Here is a 16,931-nt window from a genome sequence, read left to right as displayed (position 1 = left end):
ACCCACATGTTGTGGGTTTTTTCTTATTGATTTGACCAAGCTGAATCTATGGCATGAATTAACCGTAGGTTCAGTGCTTTCTGTTCTAATTGCCAATTTGAGAGTTCTTCGGCAGTTGGTTCTTGTTGTCCATCCGAAGCTGCTAAAAACCGTTTAAAGTAGTTTTTATAATGATAGGCGGAAACATCGCCAGTAATATCAGCTGCTACTAATCGGCCCTTGCATGCTTCAATTAAGCTCTTTAAGTGCTTCTCTAGAAACTTACCTTGATCCCAGTTTGTCATGACGACTTCGCTTGAAAGCACATCCTTATCAATCGATAAATAAACATGTAAGTTCGATGCTTTTATTTCTGTGAGAAATGCGGTTAGTAACTCATCTGGATGATCGAAGTTTTGCCATGCATTCTTTTTGCCCGTAAAACGTACCCATGAAGCATTTTGCTGAATACTCCAGTAATGTAGTTTTCCTTTTATTAAAGGCGACCAATGGTTTTCTACTGCATGTAACCATCCAATATCACTTGAGCTAATTCCAAGTACATCTATTCTGGCAACTTGTGGAAGCTTACTTGCCCAATACACCCATGAGCCACAGTGAATACCAAAAGGATAACGCATATTGTCAGGGTGGTTATCACACACAATCAGATGAATTGGCTCATCAGATGGCAGTCTTTCTAGTAAAAGCTGAGTAACATGGTGATAATCACCACTACCTAACAGGACACAACCCAACTTTGAAGGTAAATGCTGATTTAGGTGAGTACGTAACTCATCGAACTCTTTTAATTTACAACCAAAGCGAATTACTTCTTGCCATGAGGTGAGATCAACGCGTACAGCATCATCAGGATCACCAGCAGAATCATCAAAGTTTAAAACGACAGGTGTTCTGTTATTTACTGAACTCATGATCGTGTTTCCTGTTTAACATGCCACTGATGATCTGCTTCAAATAAAGGACGTAATTTCTTTAAAATAAAACGTAAGGCAGGAGAATGTATCCATACCAGATGTCGGGTAAATGTAAATTTAGCACCCAGTTGAGCTTTGACTTCAGGGTCTGTCCAGCCTGCGATGTAAAATTTGAGGTTATTAGCTAATGCATAGTCTAAATTTACGAACCAGCTAATAAAATATAAATTGTAGTCTTTTGCGAGCGGGTAATTGAGACCAATATATTTATCAACCAAATTGTTTTTATATTCATAACAAATGTTATAGCCAACTAAGGTTGTATTTGCCCAATATAAAAAGACTTTACCGCCACTGTGTACATCTTGAAGAATTTCTGAAAAAAACTCAGGGCTGAGTAGGTCAAAATGTATTTCGCTTTGGTGATAAACGGCCAGATAGAGTTCATATAAATATGTTCTAAACTCAGGATCATTAAAGCGTTCATCCCCCGTAGACAGTTGTTCAATGTTTAATTCGTTTAAACTTTTGAGTTTACGTTTAAAGTTTTTACGGCGTGGCCTAGATAATCTAGAGAGATATTCTTCACGGCTTGAAAAATCGATAGGGACATAAGCTAAAGCTTGTCCCTCTACAGATAGAAAACCTTTTTTTTCTGCTTCTTGAATAAAATTGTGACTGTAATTATTTTCAAGTTCGCTGAGTAAAGGTGAATCTAACGGAAGATCTTTAATAATACCTAACTTAATGTTTTGATCATTATTTTTTAAAAAATCTGCTATTGAGTCTAGAGGAAGTTCACTAGGTAATAAGCTGTATTCTGTGACAGTTGTCCCGATAAAACATGTTTTAAAATGAAGAATTTTTCCCCAGGTTGAATACCCTGGCAATGCTTTAATTTTTTTAAGAAGGTCTGTATCTAGAGTCGTTAATAAATCAAACTCTGTATAAAAATAAGGTAAAAAATCGCTAGGCGAATGAACCTGAAAACTTAAAGGTGGATGCTTTAAAAAAGCATCCACCACTGCCTGAGGTTCTAACTGATTCAGGTTTATAGTCATAAAGTAATTTTATATTTCCCGTTTAGCTCGAACTAATAATTGGTCAAGTAATACCATTGCTTGATCGATTTCAGCTCTTGATATCTCTAGTGAAGGTGCGAAAGTAATTACGTTCTTGTAATAACCGCCTACATCTAGCACCAAACCACATTGCTGTCCTTGATATTCAAGGGTACCTGAAAGGCCGATATCGACCATTTTATCCAACAATTCTTTGTTTGGAGTAAATCCATCAGCCTGACAAATTTCTGCACGTAATGCTAGTCCTAATCCATCAACATCACCAATTTCTGGGTGACGTGATTGCAAGTCTTTTAGACCTTCTAGGAAATAAGCACCACTTTCCATGATTTGCTTTTCATAGTCTTTTTCAGCCAACATGTTCATGACTTCAAGACCTACTGCCGTACCAAGTGGGTTAGATGCAAACGTTGAGTGAGTTGAACCCACTGGGAAAATTTCAGGATTAATCATTTCTTCTTTTGCCCAAATACCAGCAAGAGGATTTAATCCGTTGGTCAACGCTTTACCAAATGCAACAACGTCTGGCGTAATATCGAAATGTTCGAAAGACCAAAGTTTACCGGTACGGTAGAAGCCCATTTGAATTTCGTCTACAACCAATAAAATACCATGGTCATCTAGAACTTTTTTCAAACCTTTGTAGAAGTTCTTCGGTGGAATAACATAACCGCCAGTACCCTGAATCGTTTCGATATAGAAAGCAGCAAATTCACTTTCACGAACTTTAGGGTCCCAAACACCGTGGTATTCATTTTCAAAGAGACGTGCAAATTCAGCAACTAACTTATCTGCATATTCTTCTGGTGTCATACCTTTAGGACGACGGAAAGGATATGGGAATGGAATGAATTGGGCACGCTCACCAAAATGACCATAACGGCGACGGTAGCGATAGCTTGAAGTAATTGAAGATGCACCTAAAGTACGGCCATGATAACCGCCCTCGAAAGCGAACATACGGCTTTTGCCTTTAGTAAAGTTACGTACAACTTTTAGAGAGTCTTCAATTGCTTGAGAACCACCAACGTTGTAGTGAACGCGACCTTGTACACCCGTCTTTTTGAGAATGTCTTCAGCAATCACTTTACTGAGTTCAATTTTAGTTGGATGTAAATATTGGCTGGCAATTTGAGGAAGTTTATGAATTTGGTCGATAAGCGCTTGATCTAAACGTGGGTTTTTATAACCAAAGTTGACCGCTGAATACCACATTTGTAAGTCTAGATATGGGATATTCTGGTCATCAAAAATATAGCTGCCCTGACAATCCGTAAAAATTTTAGGTGGGTTTACATAGTGTACTGTATCGCCGTGTGAACAATACTTTGCCTCATCTGCTAGAAGTTGCGCTTCATCTAGTGGAACGCGGTTATTAGAACTAGTTGCAGAAGTGCGTTCTTGTTTGAATGTATGATTGTTGTTCATACTTCTATTCCTTTTACGGTTGGTATTTTCAGTATGTATGTTTTAGATACAGAGGCTGAGTGAAAAGAGTTGTCATGTTTAAAAGGTAAAGGTAAGTCCCACAGCTGGTGTAATATCTGTGCGTTTTTTTACCATCGGACTTTTAAACTGTTCGTTTGATAGATAATTAAATTCAACAGAACTAAAAGCATTCACATGTTTGGAAAGTTTGTAGTTGGCTGTCATGCTTACAAAAGGCGATATACTTTGGCCCGGTTCATATGCTGCGATACCACTACGTTTACTTTCAGCATCACTGACGCCGTAGTAATATTGGTTATATTTTGAGTTGTTCCACTGAAAACCAGCTTCTGGATAGACGGTTAAATTACCTTTGTCCAATTCAGCAAGGTAAGAAGCTCTTAAAATGGTTCCTTTACTACGTGATAAAGTATCGGTATTAAGCCGTGCTTTAAAACCGCCATAAGGTGTAATTCGCATATAACTTGCACCTGCTAGGACAGACCATTTGCGTTTATCTAATAAATAGAGTTCGCCGCTTGGATCATAAGTGTTGCCGTCATAGTGAGCATCGAGTCGTAATTGATTTTTGTCATCTTTGAATAGGTAATAACCGGCATCATCGCCTTCAATATAAAACTTGTCATTGTCATAGAAAAAAACAGGTAAAAGCGTTTGAGAGGTTTTATGACCTTTATAAGCTTGAAAATTTACAGAATAGTTAAAACCCATTGTGAAATCTGGTGATGAGCTTTCTTCTTGCGCATCTTGTGCATAAGCAGAACAGTAAAAAAAGCTACTGCTCATTACTATTGCTATGGAAATTCTTTTCAATGGTTTAATCATATTCAGTTTTTCTAGCTTTGTAGGGTGAAAAATAATCGTTTTTTGGTCGTGTTCTGTTCAAAATTTTTTTGAATATAAAAGTTAATTCTTATACAAATCTTAATAAAAAATTAAAAAAATCTTAATTTTGTATTTTCCTGTCAAATCCTTCTAATTTTGAATAAAAAATAGTCTATATGAAGGGGATTAAATATTTATTTCATTAAAAAATTATTTTAATTAATTGATTAATAATAAATTAAATTTAAAAAATGGAATTTTTGAATTTCTAACTCATTTGTTCACTATTTATGCTTTTGTAATTAGTTGAATCTTATAATACTGGATTCAAAATTTTTTTGAATACTCCTAATTAAAGAAATTTTTAAGATTTCCCGCCTAAAGTCAGACCGTGATTTTTATAAAAATTCTTAAATTATTCGTATGAGGCATTTTATGTTCATGGTCGACCAGCATTACTATACAGATCACACTGTACCTTGGCATATTTTATGTGACTTTGATGGAACAATCAGTTTAAAAGATACAACGGACTATTTGCTTGAAACTTATGCAAAAGCTGGTTGGGAAGAAATTGAGGAAGAGTGGGAGCAAGGGAAAATTGGTTCCAAAGTCTGTATGCAAAAACAGATTGAACTCTTGGATGTCTCTATTGATGAGCTGCGAGATTGCCTTGATCAAATTGAAATTGACCTCGGCTTCATCGAATTAGTGAAGATCACTGCTCAGTATAAAATTCCGTTGACTATTGTGAGTGATGGGCTCGATTTTGTTATTCGCCATATTTTAAAAAAATATCAGTTAGATCATTTACCTATTATTGCGAACCATTTGATTCAGACAGATGAAAGGTCATGGAAATTAGAGTTTCCAAATCAAGAAGCGAGTTGCGTAAGTCAAAGTGGAACATGCAAATGTAAGGTTGCAAATCAAAAACCTCAAAAGCATATTATCTTGATTGGCGATGGACGTTCAGATTATTGTCTAGCGGGAAATGCAGACTATGTTTTTGCAAAGAAATCTCTAATAGACCATTGCAAAGAAAACCAGATTTTCCACACAAAGTTTGAAAACTTTGTAGAAATTTGCCAACCCTTGGCTAAGCTACTCAGTAGTGATTTTGGAATAGATACTCCAGTAACGGTGATTACATGATAAAAGACAATTCATTTTTTTTATCGGGAAACCGAACTGGTATTTTACTCATTCATGGTTTGACGGGCACACCGAATGAAATGAGAGGAATTGCGCGAGTACTTCATCAGGCAGGCTATAGCGTATATGGTGTGCAGTTGGCTGGACACTGTGGTGATGTCGAAGATTTGGTGAATAGCCAATGGGAAGATTGGTTTAATAGTGTTGTCGCAGCCGCAGAAAAGTTAAAAGAACATACAGATGAGATATTTGTTGCCGGTTTATCAATGGGTTCTTTGCTGGCATTAAAATATGCATCGGCATATCCAGTTGCTGGCGTTATTGCCTATAGTCCGACTTTCCAATACGACGGTTGGAGCATTCCTTTGTGGTCAAAAGTGCTTGCACCTATTGTTCTGCCGAGTGTTCATTATTTAAATATTTGTCGTAACAATACTTTTGACGAAGCTGAACCTTATGGCATCAAAAATAAGGTATTGCGTTCTCGTATTGTTCAGGCGATGAACAGCGGCGAAAGTAGTGAAGCTGGTTTGCCGGGCAACCCTTGGCATTCATTGTTCCAGTTACAACGTCTTTCGCGGAATGTTCGTAAAAATCTCTCAAATATTACGGCTCCATGTCTGTTATTGCATGCCTATGATGATGATATTGCTCACCGAAGAAATAGTGAGTTAATTTATGCCAAAGTGAAGGGGCCTAAGACCTTAATCTGGCTTTATAACAGTTATCACATGATTACGATTGATAATGATCGAAAACAAGTGATTGATGAATCCATTCGATTTATTGAACAGTACCAACATCCAAAAAAGCAGTTAGAGCATCCATCAACTTGTCAAGAACGTAAAACTTCACCTGAAAAAATTGGTGAGCTTTTATGAATATTGTGGTGTTCAGTGTATGGATGCTAACCATTTTGATTGATACTGTTGGGCAGTTGGCTTTTAAGGCCGCTGCTCACGAAAGTAAAACCAATGAAGGCCTAGAACATTGGTGGTTCATGGCGAAACGTCCATGGATATGGCTCGGTATTTTTTGTTATATCTTTGAGTTTGTCGTTTGGCTTGCTTTCCTCTCGCTGGTTCCACTTTCTGTTGGGGTCATGTTAGGTTGTATCAACATTGTTGTGATTATGCTTGCTGGACGCTTGTTTTTTAATGAAAAATTAACTCGAAATCGATTAATTGGTGTAGTTCTGATAGCGATCGGTGTCACTATTGTTGGGATTGGGGCATGAAAAAATTTTATATTATTGGTTTTTTAATATTAATGCTCTTCGATACTTTGGCTCAGATTAGTTTTAAGCTAGCTTCCATTCATGCGATGCCTTTGACTTTTGATGTACATTGGTTAATCAGAGTTTTTGGGCATCCTTGGATTTATGGGGCTTTTATTGGATATATAGGTGCCTTTTTTATCTGGATGAATTTGTTAAAGCATGCGCCTATTGGGCCTGCTTTTGCAGCTTCACATTTAGAACTCATCACGGTGATGTTTTTGTCGATTTGGCTGTTTAATGAACCGCTAACATTTACAAAAGTTACTGGCGCTATTCTTATTTTTGCTGGTGTTTGCTTCTTGGCTAAAGATGAAGAAGAGAGCCATAGTCATGAAGAAGTCCCCACAAAATAAACTTTAATCAATTATTCTTAAAACCGTCGTAACACCCGTAACTAATATTTGCGAATGTTAGTGTAATGCTAAATAAGCATTATGAGTGTATGGCGGTTTTTATTGTTTCTGAAGTTAATAAATTGAAAATTAAAAAAGCTTCAAAATAAGCAATCTAGTTATATATAAATAAATATGTTCTTATCCATTACTTATTTTTCTTAAATAGCATTATGTAATGCTTACTGTGGCAAAGCTAAACCGTTATTATTTATATCAGATTGATACTCCATAATGAAAAACGATATAGAGACTTTAAAATGAAAAAGCTTGCAATGACTTTAGCTGTTTTGGTTCCACTCTCAGGCTATAGCTTCGCCAATGACTCGACGGGTTATGTCGGTACAGGTGGCATTCAGTATTTAAAAAACGCACAAGTTGCGATGCAAAGTGAAGATTTATTTATTAGTAAAAAGATAATTAAAGTTGATTATCTATATAAAAATTTAAGCAATAAGGATGTTACTGAAACCGTTTTATTTCCACTACCACGTGTAAATAACTTTTTTGAAGCAGATTTTGCAAATACTGAAGCACTTTTAAAAAGCTTTAAAATTGTAGTGGATGGTCAAAATATAAAACCCGAAATGCATGTCAGAACGTTTATTCAAAAAGATGAAAAATCGCCTTTACTGGATGTAACCGATGAGTTTAAGCAATGCGGTTTTACTGAAAAAGACATGCTCAATCCATGGATTCGTAGTAACTATGATTATTTGAATTATCAAGATAAGCTAAGCAAATGTAATAAACCACAAATGCAGAAAATTTTAGCTCAATTTGAAAAAGATGATGTGATTCCGTGGTCATCTCAAGTTATTTATAGCTGGAAGCAAACCTTCAAAGCAAATGGCTTAACTAAAATTCACCATGAATATAAACCTTTAGTTGGCGGGTCTGTAGGTCTCACACCAGAAGAAGATAGCAAGCAATTTTGCATGGATAAGCAATTTAAACAGGGTCTTAAAAAAGCACAGGCAGAAAATTCGCCGTTTAGTGCTTTAGGTTATATTTTGACGACAGGTGCTAACTGGGCAAAGCCTATTGAAAACTTTAAGTTAACGATTGAGCGTGATAAAGACGAACTGGTTTCATTTTGTTGGGATGGCAAAGTCAATAAAATTAGTCCGACTCAATTTCAAATGACCAAAACCAAGTTTGTACCAAAACAAGACTTAGACGTTATTTTTGTTCATCTGCCATAAGCTCATACAAACTTTAATCTGTATAAAATTGCATCACTTTTGATTGTGTGTCATAACCTAACTATGGCGCACAATAACAAGAGGATGCCGTATGTTGCTCAAGGGAAAAGTAGCAGTAATTTTTGGAGGCAGTGGCGCGATTGGAACTACCATTGCGCAGGTTTTTCTTCGTGAAGGAGCACATGTTTATTTATGCGCAAGAGATTTAAATAAACTGCAAAACATTGCGATACAACTGCAAAAATACGAAGGCGCGGTACATACCGTCAGTGTCGATGTGCTAGATAGCCAAGCAACCAGTGAAGCAGTTGCTCAAATTGCTCAAGCGACGAGTGGTTTAGATATCGTCATCAATGCGACCAGTTTTATTCATAATCAAGGCAAAGAAATTTTAGAATTAAACCTTGAGGAGTTTGTCGGGGGAATACAGCCATTTCTTACAGCACAGTTTAATATCTCTAAAGCTGTGGTTCCTTATATGGGCGGTAAGCGCGGCGGAACCATCATTTCAATTGTGGCACCTTCAGCACGAATGGCGATACCAGGACATTTAGGACATATTGTGGGCTGTGCTGGTATTGAGGCATTTATTAAAGCGCTTGCAAGTGAGCTAGGCCCTAAGAATATACGGGTACTCGGTGTGCGCTCACATGCAATTATTGATGCTGTTCAAGCGGGTTCTTATACGCGCGAATTGTTTGAGTCTAAAGCACAGGCCATGGGGCTCAGCATAGGGCAATGGCTTGAAGGTGCGGCTCAGAGCACCATGCTAAAACGACTACCTACACTTTCACAAGTTGCAGAAACCGTTGCTTTTCTTGCCTCGGAACATGCGAACTCAATGACCGCAACGGTTGTAAACATGACTGCTGGTGCAATAATCGATTAGCGTAGTTTATTTTTAATCCAATAATCTAAACTAAAGTAACGGCCACCTCCAAGTACAAGCAGGGCAAGTAGCATAATCATATAGGTCGCGGCAAATTCAATTCCGTTATTTAAAATAACAAACGAACCGCTCGATGTAAGCCAGTCATAGTTGCCATAGTTCTGTAGGATTTCACGAGCTTTATCTAACTTTTCAGCAGAAGCCAATACTTGCATGTTCGCGAAGGGCGCATGCGGGTCTGCGATTGCTTGCCATCCATTTGGGAGGTGTACAGTAAATATTGCAACCAACATGGTAATAATAAGTGGAATACTAATTAAACGGGTAAACAAACCCAGTGTTAAGAGTATTGCACCTGCCAGTTCAGTTGACGTTGCAAGCACAGCCATTAAATAGGGGAAAGGAAGTCCCAATCCTCCATCTGAACTGCCAAACCATTCTACAATGTCATTGAAGTGCATCAATTTATTTGTACCCGCCATCCAAAATATAGGGACGAGGTACAATCGAAGAGCAAGTGCTGCAATGCCATCAATATGTTGTAAAGACTTACCGAGATTTTGATAATATTGAGATAAGCCATAAATAAAGTTCTTCATGATAATTTCACATCCAATGCGATTGAATAATAATTAGTCGGATGGAAACTGTATTTCTTACATAAAAAATTTTTTTATTTACGGTGTAATAAAAAAGGATTTGGTCCGTCTAACTTTATGTACATGTGTACAAACCGAGAAATTAGCATTAAAGGAATACGAAAATGAACAAACTCAACTCAATGACTTCAGTGGCAGCATTATTAGCACTTTCAGTTGCAGGTGCTACGCAAATGGCTGTAGCAGCAACCAATACAACAACTGAAGTACATGCAACTAAAGCAGCTGATGGTAAATGTGGTGAAGCGAAATGCGGAGCTAACAAAATGAAAAAAAATGAAAAATCTGCGGAAGCAAAATGTGGAGCAGCTAAAAAAGCAGCAGATGGTAAATGTGGTGCAACTAAAAAAGCAGCGGACGGTAAGTGCGGTGCAGATAAAAAAGTTGCTGATGGCAAGTGTGGCGCTAAGTAAACCATCTGATCATGGATGATGTCGGCCTTCTATTAAGTGTCGGCATCATTTCCAAAAGGAGAAGTCACCATGATGCAGTTGAATGGTGTAGGGCTTGGTTTAAGACGTGACTTTATAGATGCATTTCTAACGGCAAAAACATATCCCGACTTTATTGAGGTTGCCCCAGAAAATTGGCTAGGTTTTGGTGGTCGACATGCAAAATTACTTGCACAGTGTGCAGAAAAAGCACCGTTAATTTGTCATGGCTTGTCATTATCTATTGGAGGACCGCATCCACTTAATCTCGAATTTATAGGTAAAGTAAAAAGCTTTTTAGAACAATACGAAGTACCAATTTATTCTGAACATTTAAGCTATACAAATGATGGTGGCTATTTATACGATTTGTTGCCAATACCGATGACAGAAGCCGCTGTTAAATATGTGGCTGAACGCATTTTGCGTGTACAGGATATTTTAGGGAAAAGATTAGTCATAGAGAATGTTTCTACTTACGTCATGCCGAATGCCGAAATGAGTGAAGCCGAATTTATTCGTGAAGTGATTCAACATGCTGACTGTGATTTGCTGCTTGATGTAAATAATGTCTATGTCAACAGTACCAATCATGGTAGCGATGCATTCGGATTTATTCAGAACATGCCAAAGGAACGAATTCGTTACTTACATATTGCTGGACATGAAAAAGTTCAGAAGAACTTATTAATCGATACCCATGGGGCGGAAGTTTGTGACCGTGTTTGGGAGTTGTTGAGATATACCTATCAAGTATGCGGAATAAAACCGACATTATTGGAACGCGATTTTAATATTCCATCATGGCAAGAATTAGAAGAGGAACTCGCCAAAATCAAACTCATTCAACAACAGGAGACTGGCTATGAAGGGAAATCAAATATCCTTCCAAACCATGCAACGTCAGTTTTGTGACTGGATTCGTGATCCTGATTTGGAATTACCTCAAGCACTTCCTCCTCAAAGAATGCAAATTTATCGGGATTTACTTTTTAATAATATTTGTTCATTTATTGACTTAGTTTATCCAGTAGCTCGTGCCATGTTGCCAGAGTTAAAGTGGCAACAATTGCTGTTAGAGTTTTTTCAAAAAGCTAAAAGCCGCTCACCTTTATACAATGATATCTCTTTAGAGTTTAGAGAGTATTTAACAGAGCAACAGCATCCGATATTACAAGAGTATCCTTGGTTGGCTGAGTTATTACAGTTTGAATGGCTAGAATTATATTTAGACACTGTTGAAATTGAAGATGTTGTTTTACATGAAAATTATGTTTGGCAGTTAACCACCAAAGTATGGGTATTGGTTTATCAATATCCCGTTTATACGTGGACGACTTTAATGACTCCAGAACAAGTAGAACTTGCACCAGGCGCTGTAATGGTCTGGCGCGATGAACAAGATAAAGTATGTATTGAACAACTCTCTCCACTTTTTGCTATGCTGATTGAACAGTTAACGCAAAATATAACCTTAACTGACCATGATATTTTCACCCTTATTCAATCTGTACTCGCTAACTTGTCTGAGTCTGAAATTTATCTGCAAATTCAAGAACTCAAAAACCTCTTATCTCGACTACAATTAATCCAAACTCTCCATGATTTTAAAGAGGCACAAGTATGACTTCAGCCGCGGCATCACGTCATGACGACTTAGGGGATCAACTGCATAACCCGGCCTTTTTACAAGACTTAAGGCAGCAAATGATTAAATTTGCTTTTTTACAGTTATCCTCACTTCCGCAAGCTGAAGATGTAGTGCAAGAGGCTTTAACCAGTGCTTTTCAAAACTTAGATTCATTTAAAGGGCGGGCCGCGTTCAAAACATGGGTATTCGCTATTTTAAAAAATAAAATTATTGATGTGGTTCGGCAAAAGTCACGTTTGGTTGCCATGTCTGAATTATTTAAAGATGAGGAAAGCGAACTCAGTGTTGATGAATTGTTTGATGCTTCAGGACACTGGCATAAATATGAAGCACCTCAAGTATGGCAAAGTCCTGAAGAAATGATGGAGCAGTCAGATTTTTGGATAATTTTTGAAGCCTGTTTAGATCATTTGCCTGCCAAATATGCTCAGGTTTTTATGATGAGAGAAGTGGTAGAGCTGAGTTCTAACGAAATTTGTAGCAAGCTGGAATTGTCTATTTCAAATTTTAATGTGTTGATGTATCGAAGTCGTACCCGTTTACGGGAATGCTTAGAAAATAAATGGTTACTGAAGGAGGATTGTTCATGTTGACATGTCGACAAGCCACCCAACTGTTGTCTGAAAAACAAGATAGACCGCTTTTTTTACGTGAGCAAAGTAGTTTACAACTGCATTTGTTGGCATGCCGATCATGCCGCCGTTATGCAAAACAGATCAAAACAATTAGTCAGCTTTCCAAAGCATTTAAAAATTTGGATAACTAACTTTAGTTAAAAATTTATTTATTGCTGGCCTTAACACGCTAAAAGCTTACATACTATAAAAGTAAAGGAATTTTTAAGACAGGATGAAACGTGAATTTAAAGAATCTTGAAGCATTTTATTGGGTTGTGACGTTAAATAGCTTCAATAAGGCGGCAATTAAATTACAAACGACGCAGCCTGCTGTCTCTCAAAAAATCACATCTCTTGAAAATGAATTAGGTTTTAAGGTTTTAGACCGAAGCTTGCGGCAGTTTAAACTGACCCATAAAGGTATGACTTTATTTAAATATGCCGAAAAGTTTATGCGTTTAGAAACAGATCTGGTCGCAGAGCTTACCGAAAACCAGCATCTGACGGGAACCATACGTTTAGGCGTTTCCGAAACCATTGTGTATACGTGGCTCGTTGAATATATCGAAAAAGTTCAACAAGAATTTCCAAAAGTTTCGGTCGAAATTGTGGTTGACCTGACACCTAATTTACAAGAAGGCGTTCGTACAGGTGACTTGGATATGGCCTTTTTACTTGGGCCAACGTTGGCTTTTGAGTGTATTGAACAGTCGCTATGTAACTTTGAGCTGAGCTTCTTGGCAGCACCTTCATTTAAAGGTGGAATTGGGCAAATGTCTTTTAAAGCCTTAATGTCGCATACCATTTTAACCTATCCAAAAATTACCTATCCCTATAAAGAATTAAAGGCCAAAATGAAAGAAAAGGGCATTGATGAGCCGCTTTCAATTACCAGTTATTCATTAGCGACTTTATTACGTCTTGCCGAGCAGGGCTTGGGTATTGCAGTCGTACCGACTTTAACGGCGTTAAAGGAAATTACCGATGGTCGGCTGGAAATATTAAATACGCCTATTCGCTTAAAGACCTTTCATTTCACCTCTATTTATATTCATGGCAATGATGTTGCCTTGAAAGAAAAACTGACAGAAGTTGCTGTAAAAGTGTCGGCAAGTGCCATGAAAAGACTCAATGAGCAAATCAAAAAATAAGCAGGATTGATGATCTTTTCATCTCATTTTTCTTATCTAAATTACTGCTGCTTGTATGCAAAGTCATAAAAGCAGCTTATATAGTTTGATAAGTAAAATTTATCCTGATTTTTAATAAAATTAAAAAATAATAAAAATCAAAAACTTAAAAATTTTAATTTATGTAAAAAGTCTTATTGTTCGTAGGGATTAGCTATGTTTTTATTTGAGATACAAGATTTGATCACCGATTAAGTTGATTGGGGAATAGGGAATCTTTGTCATTTTAAAGGATTAAAGAATATCGTTTGGGACGAAAAATGGTGTTCTTGGTTCAACTTGAAATAGCGTTGTTAAGCTCAAATGGATGAGGAACGCATTAATATGTCTTTACTGAAATCTTCTTTTTTATCAGATCGCCAATGGGCCATTGTTGCCTCAATCTTTATGATGGCGACCTCTGCAATGGGGCCAGGATTTTTAACCCAAACTGCTGTATTTACAGTGAAGTTAGGTGCTGCATTTGGCTTTGCAATTTTAGTTTCCATTCTCATTGATTATGTAGTTCAACAAAACATTTGGCGAGTGGTAACACTGACTCAAATGCGTGCATCAGATATTGCCAATAAAGCATTACCGGGTAGTGGTTATTTACTGGCGTTTCTGGTGATTTTGGGCGGTTTTTTCTTTAGTGTTGGTAATATTGCCGGTGCAGCTTTAGGTTTAAATGCACTTTTTGGCCTAGACACAAAGTGGGGCGGTATTTTAAGTGGTGCATTAGCGATTTTGATTTTTGCATCAAGAAAAGCAACGCTTGCCATGGATAAAAGCATGATCGTGTTGGGATTGCTTAAAATCTTGCTGATTATTATTGTTGCCGTCATTGTAATGCCTCCTGTGGGACAAGCTGTACATCAAACTTTTGCTCCAGATCATATCGACTTTGCCATTATTACCACCATTGTTGGCGGTACGGTTGGTGGCTATATCTGCTATGCAGGTGCACATCGTTTACTCGATAAAGGCGCGGTTGGCCCTGAAAATATTGATGAAGTTGCAAAAGCTGCGACCAAGGGCATTGTTGTCGTTGGTATCATGCGCTATGTGCTGTTCTTAGCATTCTTAGGTGTGGTGGTGAGCGGTGCAACCATTGATTTAGCCAGCCATGATGCCAATCCGGCAGCTCAAGCATTCCAATATGCAGCGGGTACATTTGGTTTTAAATTATTTGGTTTAATTTTCTGGGCAGCAGGTATTAGTAGCACGATCGGCGCAGCATATACTTCGGTTTCATTCTTTACTGCATTTAAAAAGAATTTAACGCCAAAACAAACCAACTATACGACCATTACCTTTATCGCATTGGCTTTATTGCTGTATGTGTTATTGGGTGCAACTCCAGCAGGTCTGCTCATTTTTGTAGGTGGTTTTAACGGTTTGGTGTTGCCAATTGGTCTTACAATTTTTGTGTATGTTGCTGCATGCCGAAAAGATTTGATGGGTAATTATAACTATCCAAAATGGTTACTTATTTTGGGTGGTTTAACATGTCTGTTGACGTGGTGGATGGGTTATATGTCATTTACGACAGTGTTTAACTATTTGACCAAGCTTTAAGCCAGACTGCGTAAAGTAATAAAGGAATAATGCCATGTTTGTAGATTTAAATAGTGATTTGGGTGAAAGCTTTGGCTCATGGAAAATGGGTAATGATGACCAGATTTTACCAGTCGTGACCAGTGCCAATATTGCTTGTGGCTTCCATGCTGGCGACCCGCTTGGCATTTTAAAAACGGTTCGTAAAGCAGTGGAGCTTGGTGTAACTATTGGCGCTCACGTGTCTTATCCAGACCTTGTAGGTTTTGGCCGCCGTAATATGGATTTGTCACGTGACGAACTGATTGCCGATGTGCTTTACCAAATTTCTGCACTCGATGGCTTGGCAAAAGTAGCAGGCTCAAAAGTGCAATACGTTAAACCACATGGCGCACTTTATAACACTATTGCACATGACCAAGCACAGGCAGCGGCAGTAATTGATGCGATTAAAATGTATAACCCTGAACTGGTTTTGGTGGCTTTGGCTGGGTCAAACTTAGTCGAGCAGGCACGTGCGGCTGGTTTAAAAGTTGTATCTGAAGCATTTGCAGACCGTGCTTATACCAGCGATGGTTCATTGGTATCTCGCCGTCTAGAAGGTGCGGTTTTACACGACTCGGCATTTGTCGCAAGCCGTGTGGTGTCTATGCTTAAAAATGGTGGGGTCGAGTCAATTGATGGCGTATTTACCCCAATTCAAGCCGACACCATTTGCTTACATGGCGACACCGACGGTGCGCTTGAGATGTCGGCTGCAATTAAAGCCGAGCTTGTAAAAAACAATATTGAAATCCGCCCATTTGTAAATAAAGCATAAGGATGAGTAACCATGTATAAGGATATTAAAGTCGACCCAGCTCAGCTTGAAGCCGCATTAGACGCGCGTTTAAAAATCCGTGCAGGATTTGATAAACCGACAGCTGGTATGGCTGCGGGTATGACACAGGTCAACATGATTTCGGTGCCAAAAGAGTGGGCTTACGATTTCCTTCTTTATGCACATCGCAATCCGCAAAGCTGTCCAGTGCTTGATGTGCTCGAAGAAGGCATTTATGCAACTAAGCTTGCAGCAGATTCAGACATCCGCACCGATTTTCCACGTTATCGCATTTGGAAAGATGGCGAAATGGTTGATGAGGTGACTGATGCGAGTGAGATTTATAATGCACATCCTGATTTGGTGACTTTCTTAATTGGTTGCAGTTTTTCGTTTGAAACAGCTTTGCAAGAAGCAGGTATTGAAGTTCGTCATATTCATGACGACACCAATGTTCCGATGTATTTGAGCAATATCAAGTGCGAACCGGCAGGGCGTATTTCAGGAAATATGGTGGTTTCAATGCGACCAATTCCATCTCATCAAATTAGTGAAGCGGTAAAAATTACATCACGTATGCCAAGCGTGCATGGTGCACCTGTACATATTGGTCACCCTGAAGGTTTGGGCATTAAGGATGTAAATAAGCCTGACTTTGGTGATGCTTCTCGCATTGAAGCAGGTGAAATTCCAGTGTTTTGGGCATGTGGGGTAACACCGCAAGCCGCTGTGATGAACTCGAAAATTCCTTTTGCGATTAGTCATGCACCAGGTCATATGTTTATTACTGACATTCCTGACCGAGCTTGGATTGGCTAATTGGATTAAAGAAGA

The 16,931-nt window shown here is 38.2% G+C and carries 20 protein-coding genes; 15 read left to right on the top strand and 5 right to left on the bottom strand.

Annotation, left to right across the window (positions count from 1 at the left end):
• Nucleotides 1-23 precede the first annotated feature (23 nt).
• From NE363_RS11760 to NE363_RS11745, 4 genes are all read right to left on the bottom strand, one after another.
• On the bottom strand, nt 24-914 hold the full coding sequence (locus tag NE363_RS11760) for a hypothetical protein (RefSeq protein WP_445535120.1): 891 nt from the start codon (nt 912-914) through the stop codon (nt 24-26).
• A complete protein-coding gene (locus NE363_RS11755) occupies nt 911-1,978 on the bottom strand; it encodes a peptidogalycan biosysnthesis protein (RefSeq protein ID WP_107973733.1) in 1,068 nt (355 codons plus the stop codon). Before NE363_RS11755 ends, NE363_RS11760 begins: the two co-directional genes overlap by 4 nt.
• A gap of 9 nt (nt 1,979-1,987) precedes the next feature.
• Nucleotides 1,988-3,427 (bottom strand): aspartate aminotransferase family protein, encoded by a 1,440-nt coding sequence (locus NE363_RS11750; RefSeq protein WP_191102783.1) that lies wholly within the window; start codon nt 3,425-3,427, stop codon nt 1,988-1,990.
• Nucleotides 3,428-3,505: 78 nt separating this feature from the next.
• Nucleotides 3,506-4,273 carry a MipA/OmpV family protein gene (locus NE363_RS11745; RefSeq protein WP_445535119.1) on the bottom strand — a complete coding sequence of 256 codons (768 nt, stop codon included), beginning with the start codon at nt 4,271-4,273 and terminating at the stop codon, nt 3,506-3,508.
• Nucleotides 4,274-4,708: 435 nt separating this feature from the next.
• Here NE363_RS11745 and NE363_RS11740 point away from each other — a divergent pair, with 435 nt between their 5' ends.
• The 6 genes from NE363_RS11740 (at nt 4,709) to NE363_RS11715 (ending at nt 9,193) form a co-directional block, all read left to right on the top strand.
• Nucleotides 4,709-5,428 carry an MtnX-like HAD-IB family phosphatase gene (locus tag NE363_RS11740; protein WP_077168276.1) on the top strand — a complete coding sequence of 240 codons (720 nt, stop codon included), beginning with the start codon at nt 4,709-4,711 and terminating at the stop codon, nt 5,426-5,428.
• Nucleotides 5,425-6,309, top strand: a complete 885-nt coding sequence (locus tag NE363_RS11735) for an alpha/beta hydrolase (RefSeq protein WP_445535118.1) — start codon at nt 5,425-5,427, stop codon at nt 6,307-6,309. The genes NE363_RS11740 and NE363_RS11735 overlap by 4 nt, the downstream gene beginning before the upstream one ends.
• A complete protein-coding gene (locus NE363_RS11730; protein WP_077168278.1) occupies nt 6,306-6,665 on the top strand; it encodes an EamA family transporter in 360 nt (119 codons plus the stop codon). Before NE363_RS11735 ends, NE363_RS11730 begins: the two co-directional genes overlap by 4 nt.
• Nucleotides 6,662-7,060 carry a DMT family transporter gene (locus tag NE363_RS11725; RefSeq protein ID WP_410566017.1) on the top strand — a complete coding sequence of 133 codons (399 nt, stop codon included), beginning with the start codon at nt 6,662-6,664 and terminating at the stop codon, nt 7,058-7,060. Before NE363_RS11730 ends, NE363_RS11725 begins: the two co-directional genes overlap by 4 nt.
• Nucleotides 7,061-7,359: 299 nt before the next feature.
• On the top strand, nt 7,360-8,304 hold the full coding sequence (locus NE363_RS11720) for a DUF4424 family protein (protein ID WP_445535117.1): 945 nt from the start codon (nt 7,360-7,362) through the stop codon (nt 8,302-8,304).
• A 91-nt stretch (nt 8,305-8,395) separates the two neighbouring features.
• Entirely contained in the window at nt 8,396-9,193 is a 798-nt protein-coding gene (locus tag NE363_RS11715; protein WP_445535116.1) for an SDR family NAD(P)-dependent oxidoreductase, read from the top strand.
• Here the strand turns inward: NE363_RS11715 and NE363_RS11710 are convergent.
• Entirely contained in the window at nt 9,190-9,792 is a 603-nt protein-coding gene (locus NE363_RS11710; RefSeq protein ID WP_004702534.1) for an HvfX family Cu-binding RiPP maturation protein, read from the bottom strand. The two genes, NE363_RS11715 and NE363_RS11710, sit on opposite strands and share 4 nt — an antisense overlap.
• A 164-nt stretch (nt 9,793-9,956) precedes the next feature.
• On the opposite strand from NE363_RS11710, the gene NE363_RS11705 reads away from it, so the two are divergent.
• The 9 genes from NE363_RS11705 (at nt 9,957) to NE363_RS11665 (ending at nt 16,916) form a co-directional block, all read left to right on the top strand.
• A complete protein-coding gene (locus NE363_RS11705; RefSeq protein WP_445535115.1) occupies nt 9,957-10,265 on the top strand; it encodes an HvfA family oxazolone/thioamide-modified RiPP metallophore in 309 nt (102 codons plus the stop codon).
• 69 nt (nt 10,266-10,334) lie between these two features.
• Nucleotides 10,335-11,198: an HvfB family MNIO-type RiPP peptide maturase gene (locus NE363_RS11700; protein WP_445535114.1), complete on the top strand. Its 864-nt coding sequence runs from the start codon at nt 10,335-10,337 to the stop codon at nt 11,196-11,198.
• Nucleotides 11,149-11,910: an HvfC family RiPP maturation protein gene (locus NE363_RS11695; RefSeq protein WP_445535113.1), complete on the top strand. Its 762-nt coding sequence runs from the start codon at nt 11,149-11,151 to the stop codon at nt 11,908-11,910. Before NE363_RS11700 ends, NE363_RS11695 begins: the two co-directional genes overlap by 50 nt.
• Nucleotides 11,907-12,527, top strand: coding sequence for an RNA polymerase factor sigma-70 (locus NE363_RS11690; protein ID WP_086497297.1), 621 nt, complete (start codon nt 11,907-11,909; stop codon nt 12,525-12,527). The genes NE363_RS11695 and NE363_RS11690 overlap by 4 nt, the downstream gene beginning before the upstream one ends.
• Nucleotides 12,521-12,700, top strand: coding sequence for a zf-HC2 domain-containing protein (locus NE363_RS11685; RefSeq protein ID WP_004702527.1), 180 nt, complete (start codon nt 12,521-12,523; stop codon nt 12,698-12,700). The genes NE363_RS11690 and NE363_RS11685 overlap by 7 nt, the downstream gene beginning before the upstream one ends.
• Before the next feature lie 90 nt (nt 12,701-12,790).
• Nucleotides 12,791-13,702 (top strand): LysR family transcriptional regulator MumR, encoded by a 912-nt coding sequence (gene mumR, locus NE363_RS11680; protein WP_107972503.1) that lies wholly within the window; start codon nt 12,791-12,793, stop codon nt 13,700-13,702.
• A 342-nt stretch (nt 13,703-14,044) separates the two neighbouring features.
• Nucleotides 14,045-15,298, top strand: coding sequence for an NRAMP family divalent metal transporter (locus tag NE363_RS11675; RefSeq protein ID WP_077168285.1), 1,254 nt, complete (start codon nt 14,045-14,047; stop codon nt 15,296-15,298).
• Nucleotides 15,299-15,332: 34 nt separating this feature from the next.
• On the top strand, nt 15,333-16,097 hold the full coding sequence (locus tag NE363_RS11670; protein ID WP_174744805.1) for a LamB/YcsF family protein: 765 nt from the start codon (nt 15,333-15,335) through the stop codon (nt 16,095-16,097).
• A 12-nt stretch (nt 16,098-16,109) separates the two neighbouring features.
• Nucleotides 16,110-16,916 (top strand): putative hydro-lyase, encoded by an 807-nt coding sequence (locus NE363_RS11665; RefSeq protein WP_445535112.1) that lies wholly within the window; start codon nt 16,110-16,112, stop codon nt 16,914-16,916.
• Nucleotides 16,917-16,931: the final 15 nt, after the last annotated feature.

The organism is Acinetobacter sp. G18, from assembly GCF_052660225.1.
This window is presented reverse-complemented; position numbering and strand designations above follow the sequence as displayed.

Coding starts and splice junctions, on each gene's coding strand:
- NE363_RS11710 (WP_004702534.1), bottom strand. CDS start 9,792: ATGAAGAACTTTATTTATGGCTTATCTCAATATTATCAAAATCTCGGT.
- NE363_RS11760 (WP_445535120.1), bottom strand. CDS start 914: ATGAGTTCAGTAAATAACAGAACACCTGTCGTTTTAAACTTTGATGAT.
- NE363_RS11665 (WP_445535112.1), top strand. CDS start 16,110: ATGTATAAGGATATTAAAGTCGACCCAGCTCAGCTTGAAGCCGCATTA.
- NE363_RS11700 (WP_445535114.1), top strand. CDS start 10,335: ATGATGCAGTTGAATGGTGTAGGGCTTGGTTTAAGACGTGACTTTATA.
- NE363_RS11675 (WP_077168285.1), top strand. CDS start 14,045: ATGGATGAGGAACGCATTAATATGTCTTTACTGAAATCTTCTTTTTTA.
- NE363_RS11740 (WP_077168276.1), top strand. CDS start 4,709: ATGTTCATGGTCGACCAGCATTACTATACAGATCACACTGTACCTTGG.
- NE363_RS11730 (WP_077168278.1), top strand. CDS start 6,306: ATGAATATTGTGGTGTTCAGTGTATGGATGCTAACCATTTTGATTGAT.
- NE363_RS11715 (WP_445535116.1), top strand. CDS start 8,396: ATGTTGCTCAAGGGAAAAGTAGCAGTAATTTTTGGAGGCAGTGGCGCG.
- NE363_RS11695 (WP_445535113.1), top strand. CDS start 11,149: ATGAAGGGAAATCAAATATCCTTCCAAACCATGCAACGTCAGTTTTGT.
- NE363_RS11745 (WP_445535119.1), bottom strand. CDS start 4,273: ATGATTAAACCATTGAAAAGAATTTCCATAGCAATAGTAATGAGCAGT.
- NE363_RS11705 (WP_445535115.1), top strand. CDS start 9,957: ATGAACAAACTCAACTCAATGACTTCAGTGGCAGCATTATTAGCACTT.
- NE363_RS11720 (WP_445535117.1), top strand. CDS start 7,360: ATGAAAAAGCTTGCAATGACTTTAGCTGTTTTGGTTCCACTCTCAGGC.
- NE363_RS11690 (WP_086497297.1), top strand. CDS start 11,907: ATGACTTCAGCCGCGGCATCACGTCATGACGACTTAGGGGATCAACTG.
- NE363_RS11725 (WP_410566017.1), top strand. CDS start 6,662: ATGAAAAAATTTTATATTATTGGTTTTTTAATATTAATGCTCTTCGAT.
- NE363_RS11755 (WP_107973733.1), bottom strand. CDS start 1,978: ATGACTATAAACCTGAATCAGTTAGAACCTCAGGCAGTGGTGGATGCT.
- NE363_RS11735 (WP_445535118.1), top strand. CDS start 5,425: ATGATAAAAGACAATTCATTTTTTTTATCGGGAAACCGAACTGGTATT.
- NE363_RS11685 (WP_004702527.1), top strand. CDS start 12,521: ATGTTGACATGTCGACAAGCCACCCAACTGTTGTCTGAAAAACAAGAT.
- NE363_RS11750 (WP_191102783.1), bottom strand. CDS start 3,427: ATGAACAACAATCATACATTCAAACAAGAACGCACTTCTGCAACTAGT.
- NE363_RS11670 (WP_174744805.1), top strand. CDS start 15,333: ATGTTTGTAGATTTAAATAGTGATTTGGGTGAAAGCTTTGGCTCATGG.